The 21,316-nt window shown below is 67.0% G+C and carries 20 protein-coding genes and 2 tRNA genes; 6 read left to right on the forward strand and 16 right to left on the reverse strand.

What is annotated here, in order from left to right:
* Positions 1 to 8: 8 nt before the first annotated feature.
* From HYG95_RS12825 to HYG95_RS12835, 3 genes are all read left to right on the forward strand, one after another.
* Positions 9 to 1,499, forward strand: coding sequence for a serine/threonine-protein kinase (locus HYG95_RS12825; protein WP_181698191.1), 1,491 nt, complete (start codon positions 9 to 11; stop codon positions 1,497 to 1,499).
* Positions 1,496 to 3,385, forward strand: coding sequence for a Stk1 family PASTA domain-containing Ser/Thr kinase (gene pknB, locus HYG95_RS12830; RefSeq protein WP_181698192.1), 1,890 nt, complete (start codon positions 1,496 to 1,498; stop codon positions 3,383 to 3,385). Before HYG95_RS12825 ends, pknB begins: the two co-directional genes overlap by 4 nt.
* A gap of 65 nt (positions 3,386 to 3,450) precedes the next feature.
* Positions 3,451 to 3,870, forward strand: a complete 420-nt coding sequence (locus HYG95_RS12835; protein WP_067495164.1) for a CBS domain-containing protein — start codon at positions 3,451 to 3,453, stop codon at positions 3,868 to 3,870.
* A gap of 7 nt (positions 3,871 to 3,877) precedes the next feature.
* Here HYG95_RS12835 and HYG95_RS12840 read toward each other — a convergent pair whose 3' ends face one another.
* The 3 genes from HYG95_RS12840 to HYG95_RS12850 all read right to left on the reverse strand — a co-directional run bounded on the left by HYG95_RS12840 (position 3,878) and on the right by HYG95_RS12850 (position 5,879).
* Complete coding sequence (locus tag HYG95_RS12840; protein WP_357151941.1) at positions 3,878 to 4,336, reverse strand: deaminase; 459 nt, start codon at positions 4,334 to 4,336, stop codon at positions 3,878 to 3,880.
* Positions 4,337 to 4,467: 131 nt separating this feature from the next.
* A complete protein-coding gene (locus HYG95_RS12845) occupies positions 4,468 to 5,220 on the reverse strand; it encodes a RibD family protein (protein ID WP_370465776.1) in 753 nt (250 codons plus the stop codon).
* The gene (locus HYG95_RS12850; protein WP_181698193.1) at positions 5,217 to 5,879 is read right to left on the reverse strand and encodes an aminodeoxychorismate/anthranilate synthase component II; all 663 of its coding nucleotides are present in this window, start codon (positions 5,877 to 5,879) and stop codon (positions 5,217 to 5,219) included. Before HYG95_RS12850 ends, HYG95_RS12845 begins: the two co-directional genes overlap by 4 nt.
* A 95-nt stretch (positions 5,880 to 5,974) precedes the next feature.
* On the opposite strand from HYG95_RS12850, the gene crgA reads away from it, so the two are divergent.
* Entirely contained in the window at positions 5,975 to 6,238 is a 264-nt protein-coding gene (gene crgA / locus HYG95_RS12855) for a cell division protein CrgA (RefSeq protein ID WP_067495154.1), read from the forward strand.
* Between the two features lie 76 nt (positions 6,239 to 6,314).
* Positions 6,315 to 6,773: a PH domain-containing protein gene (locus tag HYG95_RS12860; protein ID WP_181698194.1), complete on the forward strand. Its 459-nt coding sequence runs from the start codon at positions 6,315 to 6,317 to the stop codon at positions 6,771 to 6,773.
* A 95-nt stretch (positions 6,774 to 6,868) separates the two neighbouring features.
* On the opposite strand, the gene HYG95_RS12865 is transcribed toward HYG95_RS12860, so the two are convergent.
* On the reverse strand, positions 6,869 to 7,396 hold the full coding sequence (locus HYG95_RS12865) for a peptidylprolyl isomerase (protein WP_181698195.1): 528 nt from the start codon (positions 7,394 to 7,396) through the stop codon (positions 6,869 to 6,871).
* Between the two features lie 99 nt (positions 7,397 to 7,495).
* Here HYG95_RS12865 and HYG95_RS12870 point away from each other — a divergent pair, with 99 nt between their 5' ends.
* Entirely contained in the window at positions 7,496 to 7,672 is a 177-nt protein-coding gene (locus tag HYG95_RS12870; protein ID WP_166655808.1) for a hypothetical protein, read from the forward strand.
* A gap of 4 nt (positions 7,673 to 7,676) precedes the next feature.
* Here the strand turns inward: HYG95_RS12870 and HYG95_RS12875 are convergent, their stop codons facing one another.
* The 12 genes from HYG95_RS12875 to dnaN form a co-directional block, all read right to left on the reverse strand.
* The gene (locus HYG95_RS12875) at positions 7,677 to 8,471 is read right to left on the reverse strand and encodes an ABC transporter permease (protein WP_225281726.1); all 795 of its coding nucleotides are present in this window, start codon (positions 8,469 to 8,471) and stop codon (positions 7,677 to 7,679) included.
* A 59-nt stretch (positions 8,472 to 8,530) separates the two neighbouring features.
* Complete coding sequence (locus HYG95_RS12880) at positions 8,531 to 9,526, reverse strand: ATP-binding cassette domain-containing protein (RefSeq protein WP_181698197.1); 996 nt, start codon at positions 9,524 to 9,526, stop codon at positions 8,531 to 8,533.
* 571 nt (positions 9,527 to 10,097) lie between these two features.
* Positions 10,098 to 11,036 (reverse strand): acyl-CoA dehydrogenase family protein, encoded by a 939-nt coding sequence (locus HYG95_RS12885; RefSeq protein ID WP_181698198.1) that lies wholly within the window; start codon positions 11,034 to 11,036, stop codon positions 10,098 to 10,100.
* A 5-nt stretch (positions 11,037 to 11,041) separates the two neighbouring features.
* A tRNA-Ala gene (locus tag HYG95_RS12890) sits at positions 11,042 to 11,114 on the reverse strand.
* A gap of 31 nt (positions 11,115 to 11,145) precedes the next feature.
* The gene (locus HYG95_RS24510; protein ID WP_210740150.1) at positions 11,146 to 11,253 is read right to left on the reverse strand and encodes a DLW-39 family protein; all 108 of its coding nucleotides are present in this window, start codon (positions 11,251 to 11,253) and stop codon (positions 11,146 to 11,148) included.
* A 29-nt stretch (positions 11,254 to 11,282) separates the two neighbouring features.
* Positions 11,283 to 11,356 (reverse strand) — tRNA-Ile (locus tag HYG95_RS12895).
* A gap of 137 nt (positions 11,357 to 11,493) precedes the next feature.
* Entirely contained in the window at positions 11,494 to 12,516 is a 1,023-nt protein-coding gene (locus HYG95_RS12900; protein WP_181698199.1) for a DUF3566 domain-containing protein, read from the reverse strand.
* Between the two features lie 39 nt (positions 12,517 to 12,555).
* Complete coding sequence (gyrA, locus tag HYG95_RS12905) at positions 12,556 to 15,066, reverse strand: DNA gyrase subunit A (protein WP_181698200.1); 2,511 nt, start codon at positions 15,064 to 15,066, stop codon at positions 12,556 to 12,558.
* Positions 15,067 to 15,120: 54 nt separating this feature from the next.
* On the reverse strand, positions 15,121 to 17,154 hold the full coding sequence (gene gyrB / locus HYG95_RS12910; RefSeq protein WP_067495136.1) for a DNA topoisomerase (ATP-hydrolyzing) subunit B: 2,034 nt from the start codon (positions 17,152 to 17,154) through the stop codon (positions 15,121 to 15,123).
* 397 nt (positions 17,155 to 17,551) lie between these two features.
* Positions 17,552 to 18,118 (reverse strand): DUF721 family protein, encoded by a 567-nt coding sequence (locus tag HYG95_RS12915; protein WP_181698201.1) that lies wholly within the window; start codon positions 18,116 to 18,118, stop codon positions 17,552 to 17,554.
* Positions 18,119 to 18,220: 102 nt separating this feature from the next.
* Positions 18,221 to 19,405 carry a DNA replication/repair protein RecF gene (recF, locus tag HYG95_RS12920; RefSeq protein ID WP_181698202.1) on the reverse strand — a complete coding sequence of 395 codons (1,185 nt, stop codon included), beginning with the start codon at positions 19,403 to 19,405 and terminating at the stop codon, positions 18,221 to 18,223.
* Positions 19,406 to 19,422: 17 nt separating this feature from the next.
* Positions 19,423 to 20,598: a DNA polymerase III subunit beta gene (dnaN, locus tag HYG95_RS12925; protein WP_067495127.1), complete on the reverse strand. Its 1,176-nt coding sequence runs from the start codon at positions 20,596 to 20,598 to the stop codon at positions 19,423 to 19,425.
* Between the last annotated feature and the right edge of the window lie 718 nt (positions 20,599 to 21,316).

Below are 21,316 nucleotides of genomic sequence, written 5' to 3' on the forward strand. Positions count from 1 at the left end.
GGGCCCCGATGCTGAACAACGGCGCCATGATCGCCGACCGCTACCGCCTGCAGCGGCTCATCGCCACCGGCGGTATGGGTCAGGTGTGGGAAGCGATGGACACCCGGCTCGATCGCCGGGTGGCGGTCAAGGTCCTCAAGACCGAGTTCTCCGCCGACCCGACGTTCCGTCAGCGGTTCCGGGTCGAAGCACGCACCACCGCGCAGCTCAACGCGCCGGGGATCGCGGGCATCTACGACTACGGCGAGACCACCGACCCGTCCGGCGGCGAAACCGCCTACCTGGTGATGGAGCTGGTGCAGGGCGAACCGCTCAACGCCGTGCTCAACCGCATGGGCAGGCTGTCGGTGATCCAGGGCCTGGACATGCTCGAGCAGACCGGACGCGCGCTCGAGGTCGCCCACGCCGCGGGTGTGGTGCACCGCGACGTGAAGCCGGGCAACATCCTGGTGACGCCGACCGGTCAGGTGAAGATCACCGACTTCGGCATCGCCAAGGCCGTCGACGCCTCGCCGGTGACCAAGACCGGCATGGTGATGGGCACCGCCCAGTACATCGCCCCCGAACAGGCCGTCGGCGAAGACGCCACCGCCGCCTCCGACGTGTACTCACTCGGCGTGGTCGGGTACGAGGCGCTGGCAGGCGTCCGCCCGTTCACCGGTGAGGGCGCGATCACCGTCGCGATGAAGCACGTGCGCGACGCACCGCCGCCGCTGCCCGCCGATCTGCCCGCCAACGTGCACGAGCTGATCGCGATCACCATGGCCAAGGATCCGGCGCAGCGCTACCGCAGTGGTGGCGAGTTCGCCGACGCCGTCGCCGCCGTGCGCGCCGGGCACATGCCGCCCGTGCCCGGTGGTGCCGGCGCGTCGATGACCGGGGCGACCCGGGTGCTGCCGCCCGGGCCGACCACCGTGATTCCGGCCGCCGACTACGACGGCGCGACCATGCGTTTCGGCAATCAGCCGCCGACCGGCGGATACGCGGGCCCGGCCACACAGGCCGCCGCGCCCGCCGCCGTCGCCGCGACCAACGATTCGAAGAACAACCAGAAATGGCTGATCGCGCTGGGTGTGGGCGCGCTGCTGCTCGGCGGTGGCGTGATCTGGCTGCTGTTCGGCGGCGAGCCCAACCGCGACACCGGCCCGACCACAACCACCGTGCAGACCACCGCGCCGGTTGCCCCGCCGGTGACGACCACCCGTCCGCTGCCGCCGCCGGTCACCTCCGAGGAACCCGCGCCTACGCAACCCGACCGCCCGACGACGACCACGCCGGAACCGACGACGACCACGGAACCGCCGACCACCACGCCGGAACCGACGACGACCAAACCGGAGCCGACGACCACCGCCCCCAAGACGACCAAACCCGCGCCGACCACCACGAAACCGGCGGCGGCGACCACCACCCGGGACAAGCCGCGTATCCCCACCTTCGATCTACCATTTCCGAATGAGGACAACAACGCCGTAGGCCCGAACATAGGACAGCAATGACCACCCCGAAGAATCTCTCCTCGCGGTACGAGCTGGGCGAGATCATCGGGTTCGGCGGCATGTCGGAGGTGCACAAGGCCCGCGACGTGCGCCTCTCGCGCGACGTCGCGATCAAGGTGCTGCGCGCCGACCTGGCCCGCGACCCAACGTTCTACCTGCGCTTCAAGCGTGAGGCGCAGAACGCGGCCGCGCTGAACCACCCGGCCATCGTCGCGGTCTACGACACCGGCGAGGCCACCGTCGACGACGGGCCGCTGCCCTACATCGTCATGGAATACGTCGAGGGCGACACCCTGCGCGACATCGTGCGCGGCAAGGGTCCGCTGGCGCCGCGCAAGGCGATGGAGATCGTGGCCGATGTCTGCGCTGCCCTCGACTTCAGCCACAAGGCGGGCATCGTCCACCGGGACATGAAGCCCGCCAACATCATGATCAACCGTGCGGGCGCGGTGAAGGTGATGGACTTCGGCATAGCGCGCGCGATCGCCGACAGCTCCAACCCGATGACCCAGACCGCCGCCGTGATCGGTACGGCGCAATACCTTTCCCCCGAGCAGGCGCGCGGCGAGACCGTCGACGCGCGCTCGGACGTGTACTCGGTCGGCTGTGTGCTGTTCGAAATCCTCACCGGCCAGCCGCCTTTCACCGGGGATTCGCCGGTCGCGGTCGCCTATCAGCATGTGAAGGAAGACCCGCCGCTGCCGTCGTCGGTGAATCCGGCGGTCCCGCGCGAGCTCGATTCGGTGATCCTCAAGGCGATGGCCAAGAACCCGGCCAATCGCTACCAGACCGCCGCGGAGATGCGCGCCGATCTGATCCGGGTGCTCGGTGGGCAGAAGCCGAGCGCGCCGATGGTGATGAACGACGAGGACTACGCCGGCTACGACGAGCCCGCGCCGCGCCGGTTCCACGACCGTGACGACACCTCCGAACACCCCGCCGTCGGCCCGCCCGCCGAGCAGGGCAATCGCACCGGTTTGATCGCGCTCGGCGTCGCCGCGGCGCTCGCCGTCGCGTTCGGAATGTTCTGGGTGCTGATCGGTCCGGGCAGCAAGCCCGACCAGGTCGCGGTGCCGGACATGTCCGGCAAGACCGCGCAGCAGGCCGAATCCGAGCTCGTCAAGGCCGGTTTCAGCGTGGCCGTGCAGCAGAAACCGGACGGCAAGGTCGCGCCGGGCAATGTGATCGCCACCCAGCCGCTCGGCGGGTCGCGCATCGACGAGGGCAGCACCGTCACCCTGCAGGTGTCGACCGGACCCGCGCAGGTCGCGGTGCCGCGCATTCTCGGGATGACCCAGGCCGAGGCCGAGCAGGCGCTGAATTCGACCGGCCTGCAGATGGATCCGAACGTGCAGCGCCGCGCGTCGAGTGTCGCCGACACCGACCGGGTGATCGGGCAGGAACCGACCGCGGGCGTGCGCATCGACATCGAGCAGCCGATCGTCATCGTCATCGGCAGCGGTCCCGAACAGGTCCGGGTACCCGATGTGGTCGGCCAGGACATCTCCGTCGCCGAACCGAACCTCACCGTGAGCGCTGGGTTCAAGGTGGAGGTCAAGGAGGTGCTCTCGCCCCAGCCGAAAGGCCAGGTGCTCTCCACGAGCCCGGCGGGCGGCAGCAACGCGGAGAAGGGCTCGACCATCACCGTGCAGGTGTCCCTCGGCGACCGCATCACCGTGCCGGACCTGACCGGGCTCACCCCCACCCAGGCCCAGGAGAAGTTGCGTGCGCAGGGCTGGACCGGTCAGCTCAGCCAGACGACGGTCATCACCCTCGACGGCAGCGCCTCGGGCAAGGTCGTCGGGCAGAACCCGCCGGCGGGCACCTCGGTGACGATGAGCGGAAATGTGATCCTGCAGGTAGGGGCCTCACCCATTCCACGGTGAGGCTCGCGGGCCTAGACTTGGGCTAGCTCCATCCCACCCAGCACTGCTGAACGAGGAGGTAGCCCATGACCACGGCCAGGGACATCATGAAGCCCGGCGCTCAGTGGATCACCCGCGACGACACCGTGGCCACGGCCGCAGCGGCGATGGCCGATCTCGGTGTCGGCTCGCTCGTCGTCGCCGACGACAACGAACGCATGTGCGGCATCATCACCGACCGCGACATCGTCGTGAAGTGCATCGCCCGCGGCCTGTCGCCGGAACTGACGACCGCGGCCGAACTGTGCGAGGCCACACCGCGCTGGATCAGCGCGGACGCCGATGTGGAAGACGTGCTCGACCAGATGGAAGACCATCGGGTGAAGCGGATGCCGGTGATCGAGAACAAGCGGCTGGTCGGCATGATCAGCGAGGCCGATCTGGCTCGCCACCTGGACGACAATCAACTCGGCGAGTTCGTCACCGCCATCTACGGGCGGCCCTGACTCACCGTCAGCTCAGGTCGAGGTGCTCGTTCATCGACCTGGCCGCCTCGGCCAGGTCGGTGAGTTCGACGACCTCCACACCGTTGGTGCGGAGTTTGTCCACACCCTCGCAGGCCGCGACGAACAGGCTCGGTTCGCGCCAGGCGATGACCACCCTGGGGATACCCGCCGCGAGGATGCGGTCGGTGCAGGGCAGCCGGGTCGCGGTGGCGCGCGTCGAGCAGGGCTCAAGCGTGCTGTAGATCGTCGCGCGGGCCAGCCTGGGGTCATCGGCGTCGAGTTTGTTCAGCGCCGATTCCTCGGCGTGCACCTTTTCGTCGGTCTCGCGTGAGTAGCCGGTGGAGATCTCCACACCGTCGACGACGATGACCGCGCCCACCGAGTAGGCCGTCGAACTGGGCGGACACTGCCGGGCCAGCTCGATGGCCCTGTGCATGAAACGGTGATCGAGGCTGTCTGTGTGCACGATTTCCCCTGGGTTCGAAAGTTATCCACAGCCTGTTGCAGTTGTGGAGTCGGTCATGTTCAGGTTGTGCAGTACACCGGTGGATGAACTGTGAACAGCGGTATTTCCCCAGGTCGGCACCGGGAATTCAGTCACAGGGCCGGTGGGTGGATTGGGTCTGTCGGCGCGCCGACCAGATAGTTCACAACAGCGACATCCCCAAGTTGTTCCACACCCGTCAAGTGGAGTCGACGCTGCGGTCCACCAGGGAAGAGGGCCGGGCCGACGAAGCGGGGCGCGGCCGCGTCACCGACCAGGATCGGGGCGATCGCCAAGCGGATCTCGTCGACCAGGTCGGCTGCGAGGAAACCTGTGTGCATCCCGGTGCCGCCTTCGACCATCAGCCTGTGGATACCGCGTGCGGCGAGGTCGTCGAGCAGGGCGGCCAGGTCGAGCCGGTCACCCAGGCACACGACCTCGGCCGTGTCGGCGAGTCGATCACCGAGCCGGACCGCGCCCGCCGTGGTGGTGTAGACGATCTTCGCGCCACCGGTGTGCCAGAAGCGCAGCGCCGGATCCAGCTCGCCCGATGCGGTGACGGTGATCTTCACGGGATACTCCGGTCGCCCCGACGCGACGCGAGTCGCCCGCCGCTCGGCGCTGTTGACCAGCAGCCGTGGATTGTCGATCCGTAAAGTGCCCGCACCGATCAGGATCGCGTCGGACTCGGCGCGCAAACGATCGACCTCGTCGAAGTCAGCGCTGTTGGACAGCAGGAGCCGCTGCGCGCTCGCGTCATCGATGTAGCCGTCGAGACTCGTCGCCACAGACAACAGCACTCGCGGGCGTCTCGGCGGGGCGGCGCTCCCGTCGCCACCGCCGGATGCCGCGGGCACCTCGCTCACGGGGTCACCAGCGCGGCGACCTCCGCCTCGAGCGCCGACACCAGCGCCTCGGCCGGGCGTTCGCCACAGACCTCGAGCCAGTTGGCCAGCATCCGGTGCCCGCCCTGGGTGAGTACCGACTCCGGGTGGAACTGCACGCCGTGGATCGGCAGGCTGCGGTGTCGCATGGCCATCACGATGCCGCTCTCGGTGTGGCCGACCACTTCCAGCTCCGCGGGCATGGTCTCCGGGAGCACGGTGAGCGAGTGGTAGCGGGTGGCGGTGAAGGGGTCGGGCAGACCGGCCAACACGCCCGAGCCGAGGTGGTACACCGAACTGGTCTTGCCGTGCAGCAGTTCGGGCGCCCGGTCGACGGTCCCGCCGAACGCCTCGCCGATGGCCTGATGTCCCAGACACACCCCGAGCAACGGCTTCTCGTACTTGGCCGCGGCGTGCACCAGCCGAATACTGGCACCGGCCCGGTCGGGGCTGCCCGGCCCGGGGCTCACCAGGACACCGTCGAACGCGCCGCCCTCGTCGCCGCGGGTGAGCAGGGTGTCGAGGTCGGCCAGGCGCGGATCGTCGTTACGCCACACGACGGCGTCGGCACCCAGCTGGCCGAGGTATTGCACCAGGTTGAACACGAAGCTGTCGTAGTTGTCGACGACCAGAACACGCATGCAACGAGGGTACGTGCCCGGCCGGTAGGTCGTCGCATCCATTACCTGGTGGGATAGCCTAGGAGACGACCAGTACCGGAGAATACGAGGACGTCATGCCCAAGTCCAAGGTCCGTAAGAAGGCCGATTACACCCCGAGCCCTGCCAGCCGTACCCCGGTGAAGGTCAAAGCGGGTCCGTCGCCTGTCTGGTACGTCGCGATCATGCTCGGGTTCATGCTGGCCGGCCTGCTCTGGCTGCTCGTGTACTACCTGGCTGCCGAGAAGATCAGCTGGATGAACGACCTGAACGCCTGGAACTTCCTGATCGGTTTCGGCCTGATGGTCATCGGGCTCATCATGACCATGCGGTGGCGCTGAACTACACCGGTGTCATTCATGCACACCTGTGGATGAAGCTGTGGACAACTCGAGGATCAATGGGGGAACAAGCCGCGTGAACGCAGGTCGACCCGCCGACAGCAAGTCCTGGACCACGCCGACCGCCGCCCTGATCGCGGTCACCGGCGGTGGCCTCTTGCTGACCGTTGCGGCCGTGCTTGCCCAGGATGGTCCCTCGCGGCTCTTCCTCGGCGTCGCCGCTGTCGCGGTGCTGGCCATGGCCGTGCTCGCCCTGCGTCAGCGCCCTCGGCTCACCATGGTTCCCGGTTCCCCGCCGCGCCTAATCGTCGGCACTCTCACCGGGCGCGACGAATACCCCCTCGACCACATCGACCGGATCCGTGTGACCTCCTACCGGCGCATCGGCCGCAAGAACACCATGCTCGAGGTCGACGTCCGCCACAACGACACCGAGCGCCTGCTGATCTTCGGCCGCTGGGATCTGGGCACCAACCCAGCCGACGTCTTCGACGCGCTCGTCGTCAACGGCTTCGCGAAGGTCGCCACCGACTGACGTTGTTTCACGTGAAGCAAAGAACTCCCCGCCGCGACGATCGCGACGGGGAGTTCTGCTCTCTGAGTCGGCGCCGAGAACCGCGGCGCCGGCCGCTATGTCACAGTGACCGAGGAGATGACGACCGGTTCGGTCGGGCGATCGTTGCGGTCGGTCTCCACCGCCGCGATCGCGTCGACCACCTTGCGTGAATCCGGGTCGACCACCTCGCCGAAAATCGTGTGCTTGCGGTTCAGGTGGGGCTGCGGTCCCACGGTGATGAAGAACTGCGATCCGTTGGTACCCGGGCCCGCATTGGCCATGGCCAGCAGGTATCCACGATCGAAACGCAGCTCGGGATGGAACTCGTCGCCGAATTCATAGCCCGGTCCGCCGCGGCCGGTACCGGTCGGGTCGCCGCCCTGGATCATGAATCCCCGCATCACCCGGTGGAAGACGGCGCCGTCGTAGAACGGGCCAGCTTCCGTGCCACCCGCGTTCGGGGTGGTGTACGAGGCGCTGCCGTCGGCGAGGCCGACGAAATTGCGCACCGTCTTGGGCGCGTGGTTACCGAAAAGCGCGATCTTGATCTCGCCGTGGTTGGTGTGCAGCGTCGCCACGGCCGTCTGATGGGGTGAGGTCACGCAGCAATGGTGCCACGCGGTCACCGCGTCGCCGGGCACCTGGTGGAGCGTGGTTTTCGTGTTTGTGCCGTCGGCGGCGTTCTATGCCACAGTGGTCGCATGAAGCTTCGTAACCCGCTCATCGCCTCCCTCGCGATCGCCGGTGCGGGCGCGCTGGCCTGGATCGCCCGCAGCAAGCGCCCCCAGCTGCCCGAACCCGCCGCCGAACCGCCGCGTCTCGGCTACTCCCGCAACGGCTCCGCGCCGGCCCCCGTCGCGGAGACCGGCGCGAGCTGACCCGTCAGCGGCTCACGGACTTCTTGTACTGCACCTGAGCCAGCGGCACGAAGATCAGCAGGATCAGCACGATCCAGATCAGCGACGTGGCCACCGGATGCTGCATCGACCAGGCCTCCGAGGTGGGGGCCAGCGGGCTGGTGTTACCGAACAGCTGACGCACCGACTCGGTGACCGCCGACATCGGATTCCACTCGGCGAACACGCGCAGCGGGCCGGGCAGGTCGTTGATCGGGACGAAGGCGTTGGACAGGAACGTCAGCGGGAAGATCACCATGAAGCTGGCGTTGTTGAATACCTCAGGCGCCCGCACGAGCAATCCGACCACGGCCATCATCCACGACAGCGCGTAGGCGAACAGCAGCATCAGCAGGTACGCGAGCACCGCGTCGAGGAACGACCCACGAATACGCCAGCCGACGATCAACCCGGTCAGCGACATGACGACGAGGCTGACCAGGTTGATCACCACATCGCTGATCGTGCGCCCGAACAGCACCGCCGAGGGCGCCATCGGCAGCGACCGGAACCGATCGATGATGCCCTTCTGCATGTCTTCGGCCAGGCCCGCGCCGGTGAACGAGGCACCGAACACCACGGTCTGGACGAAGATGCCCGCGATCAGGAATTCGCGGTAGCCGCCTTCCAGCCCCGGCACCTTGATGGCCGAGCCGAATACGTAGGCGAACATCAGCACGAACATGATCGGCGACATGGTCGTGAAGATCAGCACGTCGGGCACGCGCTTGATCTTGATGACATTGCGCTTGGCGATCGTGAGGCTGTCGCTGACCACCATCGCCAGCCGTTCTTCCAGGCTCGGCCCGGTCACCGGTGGTGTCTTGTCGATCGAGACGCTCATCGGCTCTGTCCTTCCTTGGCGTCCGCCTTCTCGGCATCCCCCGCCACGAGTTCTTCGGCCTCGTGCCCGGTGAGGGAGAGGAATACGTCGTCGAGCGACGGCCTGCGCAGCGCGACGTCGTTGATCTCGACCTTGTGCTCGGTGAGCCTGCCGATGGCGGTGACCAGGTCCTGGGAACCGTCGGCCACGGGCACGGTGATCTTGCGCAGACCCGGTTCGATGTGGATTTCGCCGTCGGCCAGGCCGCTGAGCACCTGTTTGGCGTCGGTGAGCTGGTCGACGGTGGCGACGGTGAGTTCGATGCGGTCGCCACCGACGAGCGCCTTGAGTTCGTCGGCGGTGCCGCGGGCGATGACGGTGCCGCGGTCGATCACCGCGATGGAGTCGGCCAGGCGGTCGGCCTCCTCCATGTACTGGGTGGTGAGCAGCAGGGTGGTGCCGCCGGAGACGAGTTCCTCGATCACATCCCACAGATCCAGGCGGGCGCGTGGGTCGAGGCCGGTGGTCGGCTCGTCGAGGAACAGCACCGGCGGGTTGGCGACCAGCGCGCCCGCGAGGTCGAGGCGCCTGCGCATGCCGCCGGAATAGCCCTTCACCGGGCGGTCGGCGGCGTCGGTGAGCCGGAAGCGTTCGAGCAGCTCGCGGGCCCGTTCCTTACTGCGTTGCGTGCCGAGGTGATAGAGCCTGCCGACCATTTCGAGGTTCTCGAAGCCGGTCAGATACTCGTCGACGGCGGCGTACTGGCCCGACGCGCCGATGCGCGAGCGCAGTGCCTGCGGATTGTTGATGACATCGACCCCGGCGACGGTGGCGCGGCCTTCGTCGGGAACGAGCAGAGTGGTGAGTACACGGACAGTCGTGGTCTTTCCCGCGCCGTTCGGGCCGAGAAGTGCGGTGACGGTGCCTTCGGGGACGGAGAGATCCAGCCCGTCCAGTGCGGTGAGCTGTCCGTACCGTTTGACCAGCCCCTCGGCGACGATTGCGTCGGGCATGATTCTCCTGGATGTCGTAGTTCGCGAACCCTTGGTGGCCTCAGTATTGCCCCACCCACCGACAAGTCGCATCCTCATTTCGGGTGGTTCGTGATGTCAGATGTACAAATTTGTTCGACATGCCGATTGCATGCGACACGCGGCGAATCGGACTGATTTTTGGGCGATGCGGCGACGGACCGGCCCGGAATCGGGGTGGCCGCACATCGCCGACGACGAGAACATGTTCCGCGCGCGCGAGGCGTAAAACCTTGCGTACCAGCGACTTCGGGTGTTCGTAAGAGGTTTGTGATGTCTCACAACCCTGCGGCGACCGCTCTGCGGCTGCGGTCGACGGCCCCATGACGGGCCGCGACACGAAAAATTCTCGGAAACTGATCCGTTGCGCGTACACGATTTCCGCGCGGATCGCGTAGGATCGTTCACGTCGGCCCCTCCCCCCCGGGCCGACCCTACGCGGGCCTCGGCTAACTCCCCCCCTTCGCCGAGGCCCGCTCCCCATTTTCCGGCAAGGTGCAGTTCCATCGCCCGGCAGCCCGGTTCAGGCCATGCGACGCGGCCACGAGAACAGCTAGTGATCCTCGTGGCCGGCGGGCGCTTCGGCCCCCTGTTCCGCCACTGTGCGCCAGGCGGTAGCCAGCCGGGCCGCACGCACCTTCCCGGCGACCCCGAGCAGCGGCGCGTCCCGCTCCCAGCGCTGCCGGATCTCCTGATCCACCCGGTCCCAGTGCGGCTCGAGTTCGGCGAGCAGCGCGGCGCAGCGATCGAAGACGCCGGCGAGCGCGATATGCACGCCCGCCGATGTGGCGGGCTCGGTGCTGAGGCCACGCACCGCCGCAAACAGCGCCAGCAGGGCCGTGAGCGCGTCGGCGGGCCATTGCGCATGCCGGGCTACCCGCACGAGCTGACCGAGCACAGCGGCGAGCACATGCAGGTCTTCGACGGTGCGGAACGGCTTCAGGTAATCGGCGTACCCGTCACCGGGCAGCGTTTCTCCCGGCGCGTCCGCGAAACCGACGGTGGCGTGCGGGATCTCCGGCGCGAACGGCAACGGCGGCAGCGGGGTCACCTCCGCCCGCGGTCCGGCCGCGACGAGCACGGCACGCAGGTCCGGCTTGCCGTCGGAATGTGTACCCGCACGGGCGATCACGAGAAACCGGGTGGCGAAGGTACCGAGGGTGGCGAACGATTTGGTGCCGGTCACCATCCCGTCGCCGGTGACGGTCGTCGTCATGGCCGACGGTCGTGCTCCGGTGGCCTCGGTCGCGCACATCGAACTCAACTCGTCGGGGGCGAGCGTGGGCACCAGCGCGTGCAGCGCTTCCTGGTACCCACCGAGGAACGCCGAACCCAATGCGACACTGTCGAATCCGGCGACAGCGGCGCGGTCGACAGAATTGGTGAGATCCGCGCAGCGAGCGCGGTGATGTGCCCAATCCGCCGCGAAATCCGCCGAATCGGCGGCGCCGGGGGCGGCGGTGAGCAGGAAATCGAAAACCGAGGAATTCACAGAAGTGGAGCCTAGGGGAATCGAACCCCTAACCCCTGCCTTGCAAAGGCAGTGCTCTGCCAATTGAGCTAAGGCCCCTTACCGGTGGTGTACCGGCTGGCAACCCGAATCAGCGGGTGGTGACCTCACGCCAGAGATCGGCTTCGTCGCGCTTGCGGAATTTGGTGATACCGATGAGAACCGCGATCACAACACCGACCGTGAGGACAATCTTCATGATTCCCACCCTACTGTGATGTTCGGGAGTGGGCCTAGGAGGACTTGAACCTCCGACCTCTTCGTTATCAGCGAAGCGCTCTAACCGCCTGAGCTATAGGCCCGAACTCGATTCCGATCCCCTGCCGGAGCAGTGAACCGCAACGAGACACGAGGTTACCTTACCCGCCCGCCGATAACCAAAACGGCCGGTCAGAGCCAGTTTCCTGGTCCGACCGGCCGTGCCGGAAAACGCGTGTTCCTAGTCCGGATCGGCCAGGGTCACCTGGATGCCACCGACCAGATCGCAGCACTGGTTGTAGATGAACACACCGACCGTCGCCAGCGCGGTGAACAGCACCACGTTGATGAGCCCGATGACGCCCGCGTACCCGAAGATCGTGCCCGCGTCGATCAGGCCGCCCGAACTGCCCTCCTGGTTGAACATCTCGCCCAGCGAGTTGTCCAGGTTGTCCCACACACCCATGCCCGCGAGCACGATGTAGAGCAGGCCGACAGCGACCATCCACACGAAGAACAGCGCGACACTGATGACCAGGGTGATCTTCAGCGTCGACCACGGGTCGATGCGGCGGATCTGCACCGTCGCGCGCAGCGGCTCACCCGACGCGGCGGCCGCGATGGCCACCGGAACGGCGGGTGACACCGGGCCCGAGGCGGCCGCGGCCCGCGCCGACGGTCCGCTCGGCGGCTGCTGGGGAGCCATCGGCAGCCCGGTGTTGGCCATCGGCAGGTCCGACCCCGGATGACGTACATCCGATAGATCGGGCATGTCCTTGACCAGCTCGGGACGCGCGATGCTTCGGGTCGGCCCGTCGATACCGACGGACTTCACCATCGCGGCTTCCTTGCGCGCCGCCTTGGCCGCCAGGTCGGCGGTGGTGCGCGCGTTGGACGGACCGCTGCCCTTGAGGCCACCGCCACCCTGACCACCCGAGGACGGGCGGCCCTGGCTCGGCGCCTCACCCGGGCGGTACAGGTTGGACTGCGGTTCCCGCTGCGGCAACTGCGCCCAGCCGTCCTGGTAGGGCGATTTACCCTTGCCGTTGCCCGAGCCGTTGGCGGGCCCGTTCGGCTCGGTACCCATCCGCACGGTGGCCTGGTCGAACGATTCGTCCCCGGCGCCACCGGATTCCGGTGCCTTGGCGCCTTCGGCCGCACCCTGACGTGGGATCGGCCGCGGCTGGATCGGAGACGAGGCGACCCGCTCGGTGACGCCGTTGGTCTGGTTCCGATCGTCGTTCGACTGATTCGGTGTGGTCAATGGAATCCTCAGATCCGTTCGTTGCCGCCGCTGGTTGGGTTATTGCTCCGAGGCCGCGTCGCCGATGAGCTGATCGGGATCGGGCTCGTCGGCGTTGCGCGCGATCGCTAGCAAGGTATCGCCATCCGCGAGGTTCATCAATCGCACGCCCTTGGTCTGGCGTCCGGCTTTGCGGACCTGCTTGGCCGCGGTGCGGATGACGCCACCACTGGAAGTGATCGCGTACAACTCGTCCTCGTCGTCGACGATGAGCGCACCCACCAGGCTGCCACGCTTCGGATCGTATTGGATTGTCAATACGCCTTTTCCGCCGCGACCCTGCGCGGTGTACTCCTCGATCGCCGTACGCTTGGCATACCCACCGGCGGTCGCGACCAACAAATAGGTGTCCGGGCGGACCACATTGAGCGAGAGCAATTCGTCGTCGGTGTTGAACCGCATGCCCTGTACGCCGCTGGTGGCGCGGCCCATCGGGCGCAACGCCTCGTCGGTCGCGGAGAAGCGGATCGACTGGCCGTGCGCCGACACCAGCAGCAGGTCGTCGTCGGAGGAACACAGCACCGCGCCGACCAGCTCGTCGTCGTCGCGCAGGTTCACCGCGACGATGCCGCCGGAACGGTTGGAGTCGAAATCGGTGAGCTTGGACTTCTTCACCAGGCCCGCGCGGGTCGCCAGCACCAGGTACGGGGCGTCCTCGTAGGTCTTGAGCTGGATGATCTGGGCGATCTTCTCGTCCGGCTGGAACGCCAGCAGGTTGGCCACGTGCTGGCCACGCGCGGTGCGGTTGGCCTCGGGCAGCTCGTAGGCCTTGGCCCGGTACACCCGACCCTTGTTCGTGAAGAACAGCAGCCAGTCGTGGGTGGAGGAGATGAAGAAGTGCTTGACGATGTCGTCCTGCTTGAGGCCGGCACCCATCACGCCCTTGCCGCCGCGCTTCTGCGAGCGGTACAGGTCGGTCTTGGTCCGCTTGGCGTAACCGGTCTCGGTGATCGTGACGACCACGTCCTCGCGGGCGATCAGGTCCTCGTCGGCCACGTCGCCGTCGGCGGCGATGATCCGGGTCCGCCGGTCGTCGCCGTACTTCTCGACGATCTCGGCCAGCTCGTCGCGCACGAGCGCGCGCTGGCGCTCCGGCCGCTCCAGAATGTCTTTGTAGTCGGCGATCTCGAGTTCGATCTTGGCCAGATCGTCGACGATCTTCTGCCGCTCCAGTGCCGAGAGGCGACGCAGCTGCATGTCGAGGATGGCGGTCGACTGGATCTCGTCGATGTCGAGCAGCTGCATCAGGCCGGTACGCGCGGTGTCGGTGTTGGCCGAGCGGCGGATCAGCGCGATGACCTCGTCGAGCAGGTCGAGCGCCTTCACCAGGCCGCGCAGGATGTGGGCCCGCTCCTCGGCCTTGCGCAGCAGGTAGCGGGTACGCCGGACGATGACCTCGAGCTGGTGGTTCACGTAGTGCCGGATCATCTGATCCAGGCGGAGCGTGCGCGGCACACCATCGACGATCGAGAGCATGTTCGCGCCGAAGCTGGTCTGCAGCTGGGTGTGCTTGTAGAGGTTGTTCAGCACCACCTTGGCGACCGCGTCGCGCTTGACCGTCACCACGATGCGCATGCCGACACGGTCGGAGGACTCGTCGTGGATATCGGAGATACCCGCGATCTTGCCGTCCTTGACCTGCTCGGCGATCGAGTTGACGAAGTTGTCGGTGTTCACCTGGTACGGCAGCTCGGTGATGACGATCGTGGTGCGGCCACGCGCGTCTTCCTCGATCTCGACCACACCGCGCATGCGGATGGAACCGCGACCGGTGGTGTAGGCGTCGTGGATGCCCTGGCTGCCGACGATCAGGCCGTGCGTCGGGAAGTCGGGGCCCTTGACGCGTTCCATGCACGCGGCGAGGGTGGATTCCTCGTCGGCGTCGTAGTTCTCCAGCGACCAGTAGATGGCCTCGGCCAGCTCGTTCAGGTTGTGCGGCGGGATGTTGGTCGCCATACCGACGGCGATGCCGTTGCTGCCGTTCATCAACAGCGCGGGCACACGCGCGGGCAGCACGGTCGGCTCCATCGAGCGACCGTCGTAGTTCGGCACGAAATCGACGGTCTCGCTGTCGATATCGCGCAGCATCTCCATCGCCAGCGGGGTGAGACGGCACTCGGTGTAACGCATGGCGGCCGCGCCGTCGTTGCCTCGGGAACCGAAGTTGCCCTGGCCGTCGACCAGCGGGTACCGCAGCGACCACGGCTGGGCCATGCGCACGAGGGTGTCGTAGATCGACGAGTCGCCGTGCGGGTGGTAGTTACCCATGGTCTCGGCGACCGGACGCGCCGACTTCACGTAACCGCGATCGGGGCGGTAGCCGTTGTCGTACATGGCGTAGAGCACGCGCCGGTGCACCGGCTTGAGGCCGTCGCGCACATCGGGCAGCGCGCGGCCCACGATCACGCTCATCGCGTAATCGATGTAGCTGCTCTGCATTTCGTTCTGGATGTCGACCGGTTCGATCCGGTCGCCCGCACCGCCGGACGGTGGCAGCGTGGTCTCAGTCATCGAATCTCCTTAGAGGGCTGATGTGTTCACGGGCGCGCGGTGGCGCAGCACCGTTCACACATCGAGGAAGCGAACGTCCTTGGCGTTACGGGTGATGAAGCTGCGACGTGCTTCCACGTCCTCGCCCATCAGCACGGAGAACAGCTCGTCGGCCGCGGCGGCGTCGTCGAGCGTCACCTGACGAAGCACCCGCACCGACGGATCCATGGTGGTTTCCCACAGCTCCTTGGCGTTCATCTCACCCAGACCCTTGTAGCGCTGGATGCCGTCGTCCTTGTTGATCTTCTTGCCCGCGGCCAGACCGGCCTCCACCAGCGCGTCGCGCTCGCGGTCGGAGTAGGCGAACTCCGGCTCCGAACGCATCCACTTGAGCTTGTACAGCGGCGGCTGGGCCAGGAACACGTGGCCCTGCTCCACCAGCGGACGCATGAAGCGGAACAGCAGCGTGAGCAGCAGCGTGGCGATGTGCTGACCGTCGACGTCGGCGTCGGCCATCAGGATGATCTTGTTGTAGCGCAGCTTGGCGATATCGAACTCGTCGTGGATACCGGTGCCGAACGCGGTGATGATCGACTGGACCTCGTTGTTCTTGAGGACGCGGTCGATGCGGGCCTTCTCGACGTTGATGATCTTGCCGCGCAGCGGAAGAATCGCCTGGTACATCGAGTCGCGGCCGGACTTGGCCGAGCCACCGGCGGAGTCACCCTCGACGATGTAGATCTCGCACTTGCCCGGATCCTTGGAGCGGCAGTCGGCCAGCTTGCCGGGCAACCCGCCCAGGTCGGTCGCCGACTTGCGGCGTACCAGCTCACGCGCCTTACGGGCGGCCATCCGGGCCTGCGCCGAGGACACCGCCTTCTGCACGATGGTCTTCGCGTCGGCCGGATTGGCCTCGAACCAGTGCGTGAGGTGCTCGTTGCAGGCGCGCTGCACGAACGACTTCACCTCGGTGTTGCCGAGCTTGGTCTTGGTCTGGCCCTCGAACTGCGGCTCGCCGACCTTCACGCTCACGATGGCGGCCAGGCCCTCGCGGATGTCGTCGCCGGTGAGGTTGCCGTCCTTCTCCTTGAGGAGCTTCTTCTCCTTGGCGTACTTGTTGACCACCGTGGTGAGCGCCGCGCGGAAACCCTCTTCGTGGGTACCGCCCTCATGGGTGTTGATCGTGTTGGCGAAGGTGTGGACCGACTCGGAGTAGCCCGAGTTCCACTGCATCGCGACCTCGAGCTCGTGGCCGGTGCCCTTGCCCGTGAAGCCGACGACCGAGTTGTGGATGGCCGACTTGGTGCGGTTGATGTGGCGGACGAAATCCACCAGACCGCCCGGGTAGTGGTAGGTGCGGGTCTTCACCTTGTGCTCGACCGCCTGGGCGGCGACCTCGTCGGCGTGCTTGGGCGCCTCGGCCGTCTCGCTGACCACCTCGTCGGTGACCTCGGAATCGCTCACCCGCTCGTCGGTCAGGGTGATGGTCAGGCCCTTGTTGAGGAACGCCATCTCCTGCAGACGGCGCGCGACCGTCTCGAAGTTGTAGGTGGTGGTCTCGAAGATCTCCGGATCGGCCCAGAACCGGATGGTGGTGCCGGTGCGATCGGTCGGCTCGCCCTGGACCAGCTTGCCGGGCTTGGAATCCTTGTAGACCTGGGTCCAGTGGTAGCCGTCGTTGTCGATCTCGGCTTCCAGCTTGCTCGACAGGGCGTTCACCACGGAGATACCGACACCGTGCAGACCACCGGACACCGCGTAGGCGTCGGAGTCGAACTTGCCGCCGGCGTGCAGCTGGGTCATGACGACCTCGACGGTCGGAATGCCCTGCGCGTGCATGGCGGTGGGGATACCTCGGCCGTCGTCGACGACCTCGACACCACCGTCGGCCAGCAGCGTCACGTCGACCCTGGTCGCGTGGCCCGCCATCGCCTCGTCGACCGAGTTGTCCACAACCTCCCAGATCAGGTGGTGCAGACCGCGTTCACCGGTGGAACCGATGTACATGCCAGGGCGCTTGCGCACCGCCTCGAGGCCTTCGAGGACCGTGATGGACGAGGCACCGTAGCCCGAATTGTTGCCCGATGCGTTGGAGTCGTTGGCAGCCACTTGTCGGTAGCTCTCCTTACTTGCTGATCCCTGGCGCGGACAGCTCGCAAGCGGCTGCACAACACGCGCGTCGAGGGTTCGCCGCTGGTTACGTCACCATCCTACTGGTAAGGCCAACTTACAGTGCACCTACGACACCCCTGACGTCGCCGTGAATGCGAGAACTCGAGCTGGCCCGCCTCCCCGCGTATCTCGGCCAGATTCGGAAGCGTGGAGACGCGATGGCGCGGCAAGCTTCGGGAAGTGGGCAAGTTGGCCCGTGCCCGGTGAGTTACCCATGTTCTCGCGAGTGCGGTCATCGCCTTTCGAAAGTTATCCACAGGTTTTGTCCACAGGCTGCGAATCTGGGGATCGAAGCGGCGGTGCCGCAATGGAACTCGCACCGGTGACCGCCCGGCTACCCGTAGGTGTCGCGCGGGCCGCGGCCCTTGATGTGGCGTTCGCCCTTGCGCCAGCTCGGCGCTGCCGGACCCGTGATCCGCAGGGAGGTGACCACGCCCTGCCCCACCGCCGCGTTGATCTTGGCGAGAATCTGGCCCTGCAACATCCGCAGCTGGGTGGCCCAGGCGGTGGACTCGGCGGCGATCTTGAGCACGCCGTTCTCGAGGGTCACCGGGGTGGCGTGTGCGGCGATGTCCTCACCGACTACGCTCGGCCAGCGACCGAAGACCATTCCCTCGGCAACCTTGCCTGACCAGCCACGATTCTTCGCGATCGACCCCGCGAGCGCGGACAACAGCTGGGGATCGCGGGCGTCGGGGCCCGCACCGGACCAGCCGCTGCGGCGGCGTCCACCCGCGCGCAGCTTGCGCACCGGCGACGCCCGACCCTGCCCGACCGACTTGCCGCTGGCCTTGGCCGCGGCCCGTGCTTCCTCGAGGGCGCGGCGGGCCAGATCGATCCCGCGCAGTTCCGCTTCCGGCTCGTCCTGCACGCGGTCCCACCTTCCGGTCTCGAGGCTCATCGGTCGGTTCGGGAGTCTACGCCGGGTGCCCGACAGAGCCGTCGCGCACCGATGTGGCATATGTCCAGCATGTCCACGGTTTTCCACAGGGCCTGTTGATAACTATGGCTGGCTGTGCATATCTTCGGCCACGATCCGTGACGTTCGCCGGTCGGCGTCGCCCTCGGTCTGCACCCGCAGCGGCGCGGCGGCCAGTTCGGCGGGTACGTCCTCGGCGACCGCGGCGGTGATGAGTACCTGTTCGGCACCCGCCGCCACCTCCGCGAGGGCGGTCCGGCGGCGCCGGTCCAGCTCGGCGAACACGTCGTCGAGCAACAGCACCGGTTCGGCGCCGGTGTTGCGCAACAGCTCGAACGAGGCCAGCCGCAGCGCCAGCGCGAACGACCACGACTCGCCGTGACTGGCGAATCCCTTCGCCGGTGCGCTGCCGAGCAGCAGTTCGAGATCGTCTCGATGTGGGCCGACCAGGCACACACCGCGGTCGAGTTCGCGCCCACGCGCGGCCGCCAGTTCGCGCAGCACGATCTCGCGCACCTGGTCCACGTCGTCGGTTTCGGGAGCCCGCGCGGGATCGAGCAGGTCGGGCGGAAGGTATCCGGAGCGGTAAGCGATTGCGGCAGGGCGTGATTCGGGCGCGATCGACCGATATGCCTCTGCCAGATAGGGATACAGGTCGTGCACCAGGCGCAGCCGCTGGGTGAGCAACACCGAGGCATGCTCGGCCAGGTGCCCGTCCCACACGTCGAGCGTGCTCAGGTCCGAGCGCGAACGCACCTGGCGCCCAGCGGTTTTCAGCAGCGCCGACCGTTGGCGCAACACCTTGTCGTAGTCGGCGCGCACACCGGCCAGCCTGGGCAGGCGGGCTGTGCACAACTCGTCGAGGAACCGGCGCCGCTCCCCCGGGTCGCCACGGACCAGCGCGAGATCCTCCGGCGCGAACAACACGGTCTGCAGGATGCCGAGGATCTCACGCGACCGGCGCACCGGCGAACGGTTGATCTGCGCTCGGTTGGCGGCACCCTGCTTGAGCTCCACATCCACCCGCAGCTCGCGGCCTGCGTTCACCACGGTCGCCCCGATCGCGGCCTGGGTGGCGCCCATGCGGATCAGCGGCGCGTCGGCGGAAACCCGGTGCGAGCCGAGCGTCGCCAGATAGCCGACCGCCTCGAGCAGATTGGTCTTCCCGTTGCCGTTCGCCCCGAGCAGGACGGTGCGCCCTGGGGACAACTCCAGCTCGGCGTGTTCCCACGAGCGGAAATCACGAACCGACAGCGCACGGATGAACATGTGCGGTGCGGCCCCGCTCAGCCGGGCAGCCGGACCGGCATCAACAGGTAGATGTACTGGCTCTCCAGCGCCGCGAACGCACCGGACTCGAGCACCTTGGGCTCCTCGTCGGAGGCGGGCAGCAGCACGGCGGGACGGCTCGGCGTGGTGAAGCCGAAGGTGACCCGGTCGGCGTGCAGCGCCGACAGACCCTCGGTGAGGTATCCGGGGTTGAACGCGATGGTCAGCGGCTCACCACGGAAATCGGCCTCGAGCCATTCCTCGGCGCGGCCTGCGTCGTCCCCACCGGCCGACAGCAGTACACCGTCTGTGGAGAACTCCAGGCGCACCTGGGCACCGCGCTCGGCCACCAGCGCCACACGCTTGATCGCCTCCGAAAGTGCCGACACCGGCAGCGTGGCGATGGAGGTGTGCTCCTTGGGGAGCAACTGGCGGAACTTGGGGAATTCCGCGTCGAGCAGGCGGGTGGTAGTCCGCCTGCCCGCGTTGACGATGCCGAGCAGGCCGTCGGCGCCGTTGCCGTTGCCGAGCGAGAGCTGCACGGGCGCGGAGGCGGTACCGAGCGTCTTGGCGGCCTCGGACAGCGTGCGCGCGGGGATGAGCACCGCGGTCTCGATATCGGGGCGCGTGGGCTGCCACTGCAGGTGGCGCACGGCGAGGCGGAAGCGGTCGGTGGCGGCGAGCACCACGTCGTTGCCCTCGATCTCCACCCGGATACCGGTGAGCATGGGCAGCGTGTCGTCACGGCCGGCGGCGACGGCGACCTGACCGACGGCCTCGGCGAACACGTCGACGGTGAGTTCACCGGTCTGCTGGGGCACCTCGGGCAGCTGTGGATAGTCCTCGACCGGCATGGTCGGCAGGGAGAACTTGGCGCTGCCGCAGGCGATGAGCACACGGGTGCCGTCGACGGATACGTCCACCGGCTTGTTCGACAGTGCCTTGGTGATGTCGGCGAGCAGACGGCCCGAGACCAGGACCTGCCCCGGACCGGCGACCTCGGCCGCGACACGCATCTGCGCGGAGACCTCGTAGTCGAATCCGGAGACCGTCAGGCCGTTCTCGTCGGCCACCAGCAGGACACCACCGAGAACCGGCACGGGAGGCCGGGACGGGAGGCTGCGGGCCACCCAGGCCACCGACTCGGCGAAATCCTCTCGGGCGACCCGAAACTTCATGCTCGCAAGCTCCATCGCCCGATTTGTCCTCTCCGAGTTTCGAATCCGTATGCGGGTGTGTTCAGCGGAGTTGAGGTGCTGCGTCGGCCGCGCACTGAGTCTCGCACAACCTGCCGACAACCAAACGGTACCCGGACAACGCGCGATCTCCGCATCGACCCTCTAGGAGTTCCGCGCGTCCTGATCCCGTCCCTGTTGTCCTTGCCTGCCTGTGAGTGAACCACCGACGGAGCCGAGCCCTCCCGACCGAGTTTCCACACACCCTGTTTTAAAGAGATCTCTCTATGAATGAGAACTGAAGTAGTAGTAGGCACTGTGGAATCTGTGGAGTTCCGCCATTTCCGCAGCTCAGAGTGCTTGGTGGCATGGGGATGGCCGTGGAGTGACTCGAGGATGAATCGGCGGTGTCTGTGGACACCCGAAGTTGTCCCAGATCCATCCTCGAGTAGTCCTCGAGTTGTTCCACCGATTTCACCTACTTGTTCACACCCTGACCAAGGGTGGTGACGAATCGGTGGATTCCTCGAGGAGTCCACAAGAAGTCCTCGAGGAATCCACAGGCCGGATCCGGTGCCGCCGCAGGTCAGTGGCACTCACAGGCTGTTGGTGGAGGAACCTGTGGACGATGTGCACAACTGCCTGTGGGTAGATGCTCCCCAGATTGCTCCCCAGGCCTGTGTGTGAACCGGTGCACAACCGGTGGATTCCTCGAGGAATCCACAGGGATTCCACA

Origin of the sequence: Nocardia sp. GTS18 (genome assembly GCF_013839555.1) — a bacterium.
Lineage (GTDB): Bacteria > Actinomycetota > Actinomycetes > Mycobacteriales > Mycobacteriaceae > Nocardia > Nocardia rosealba.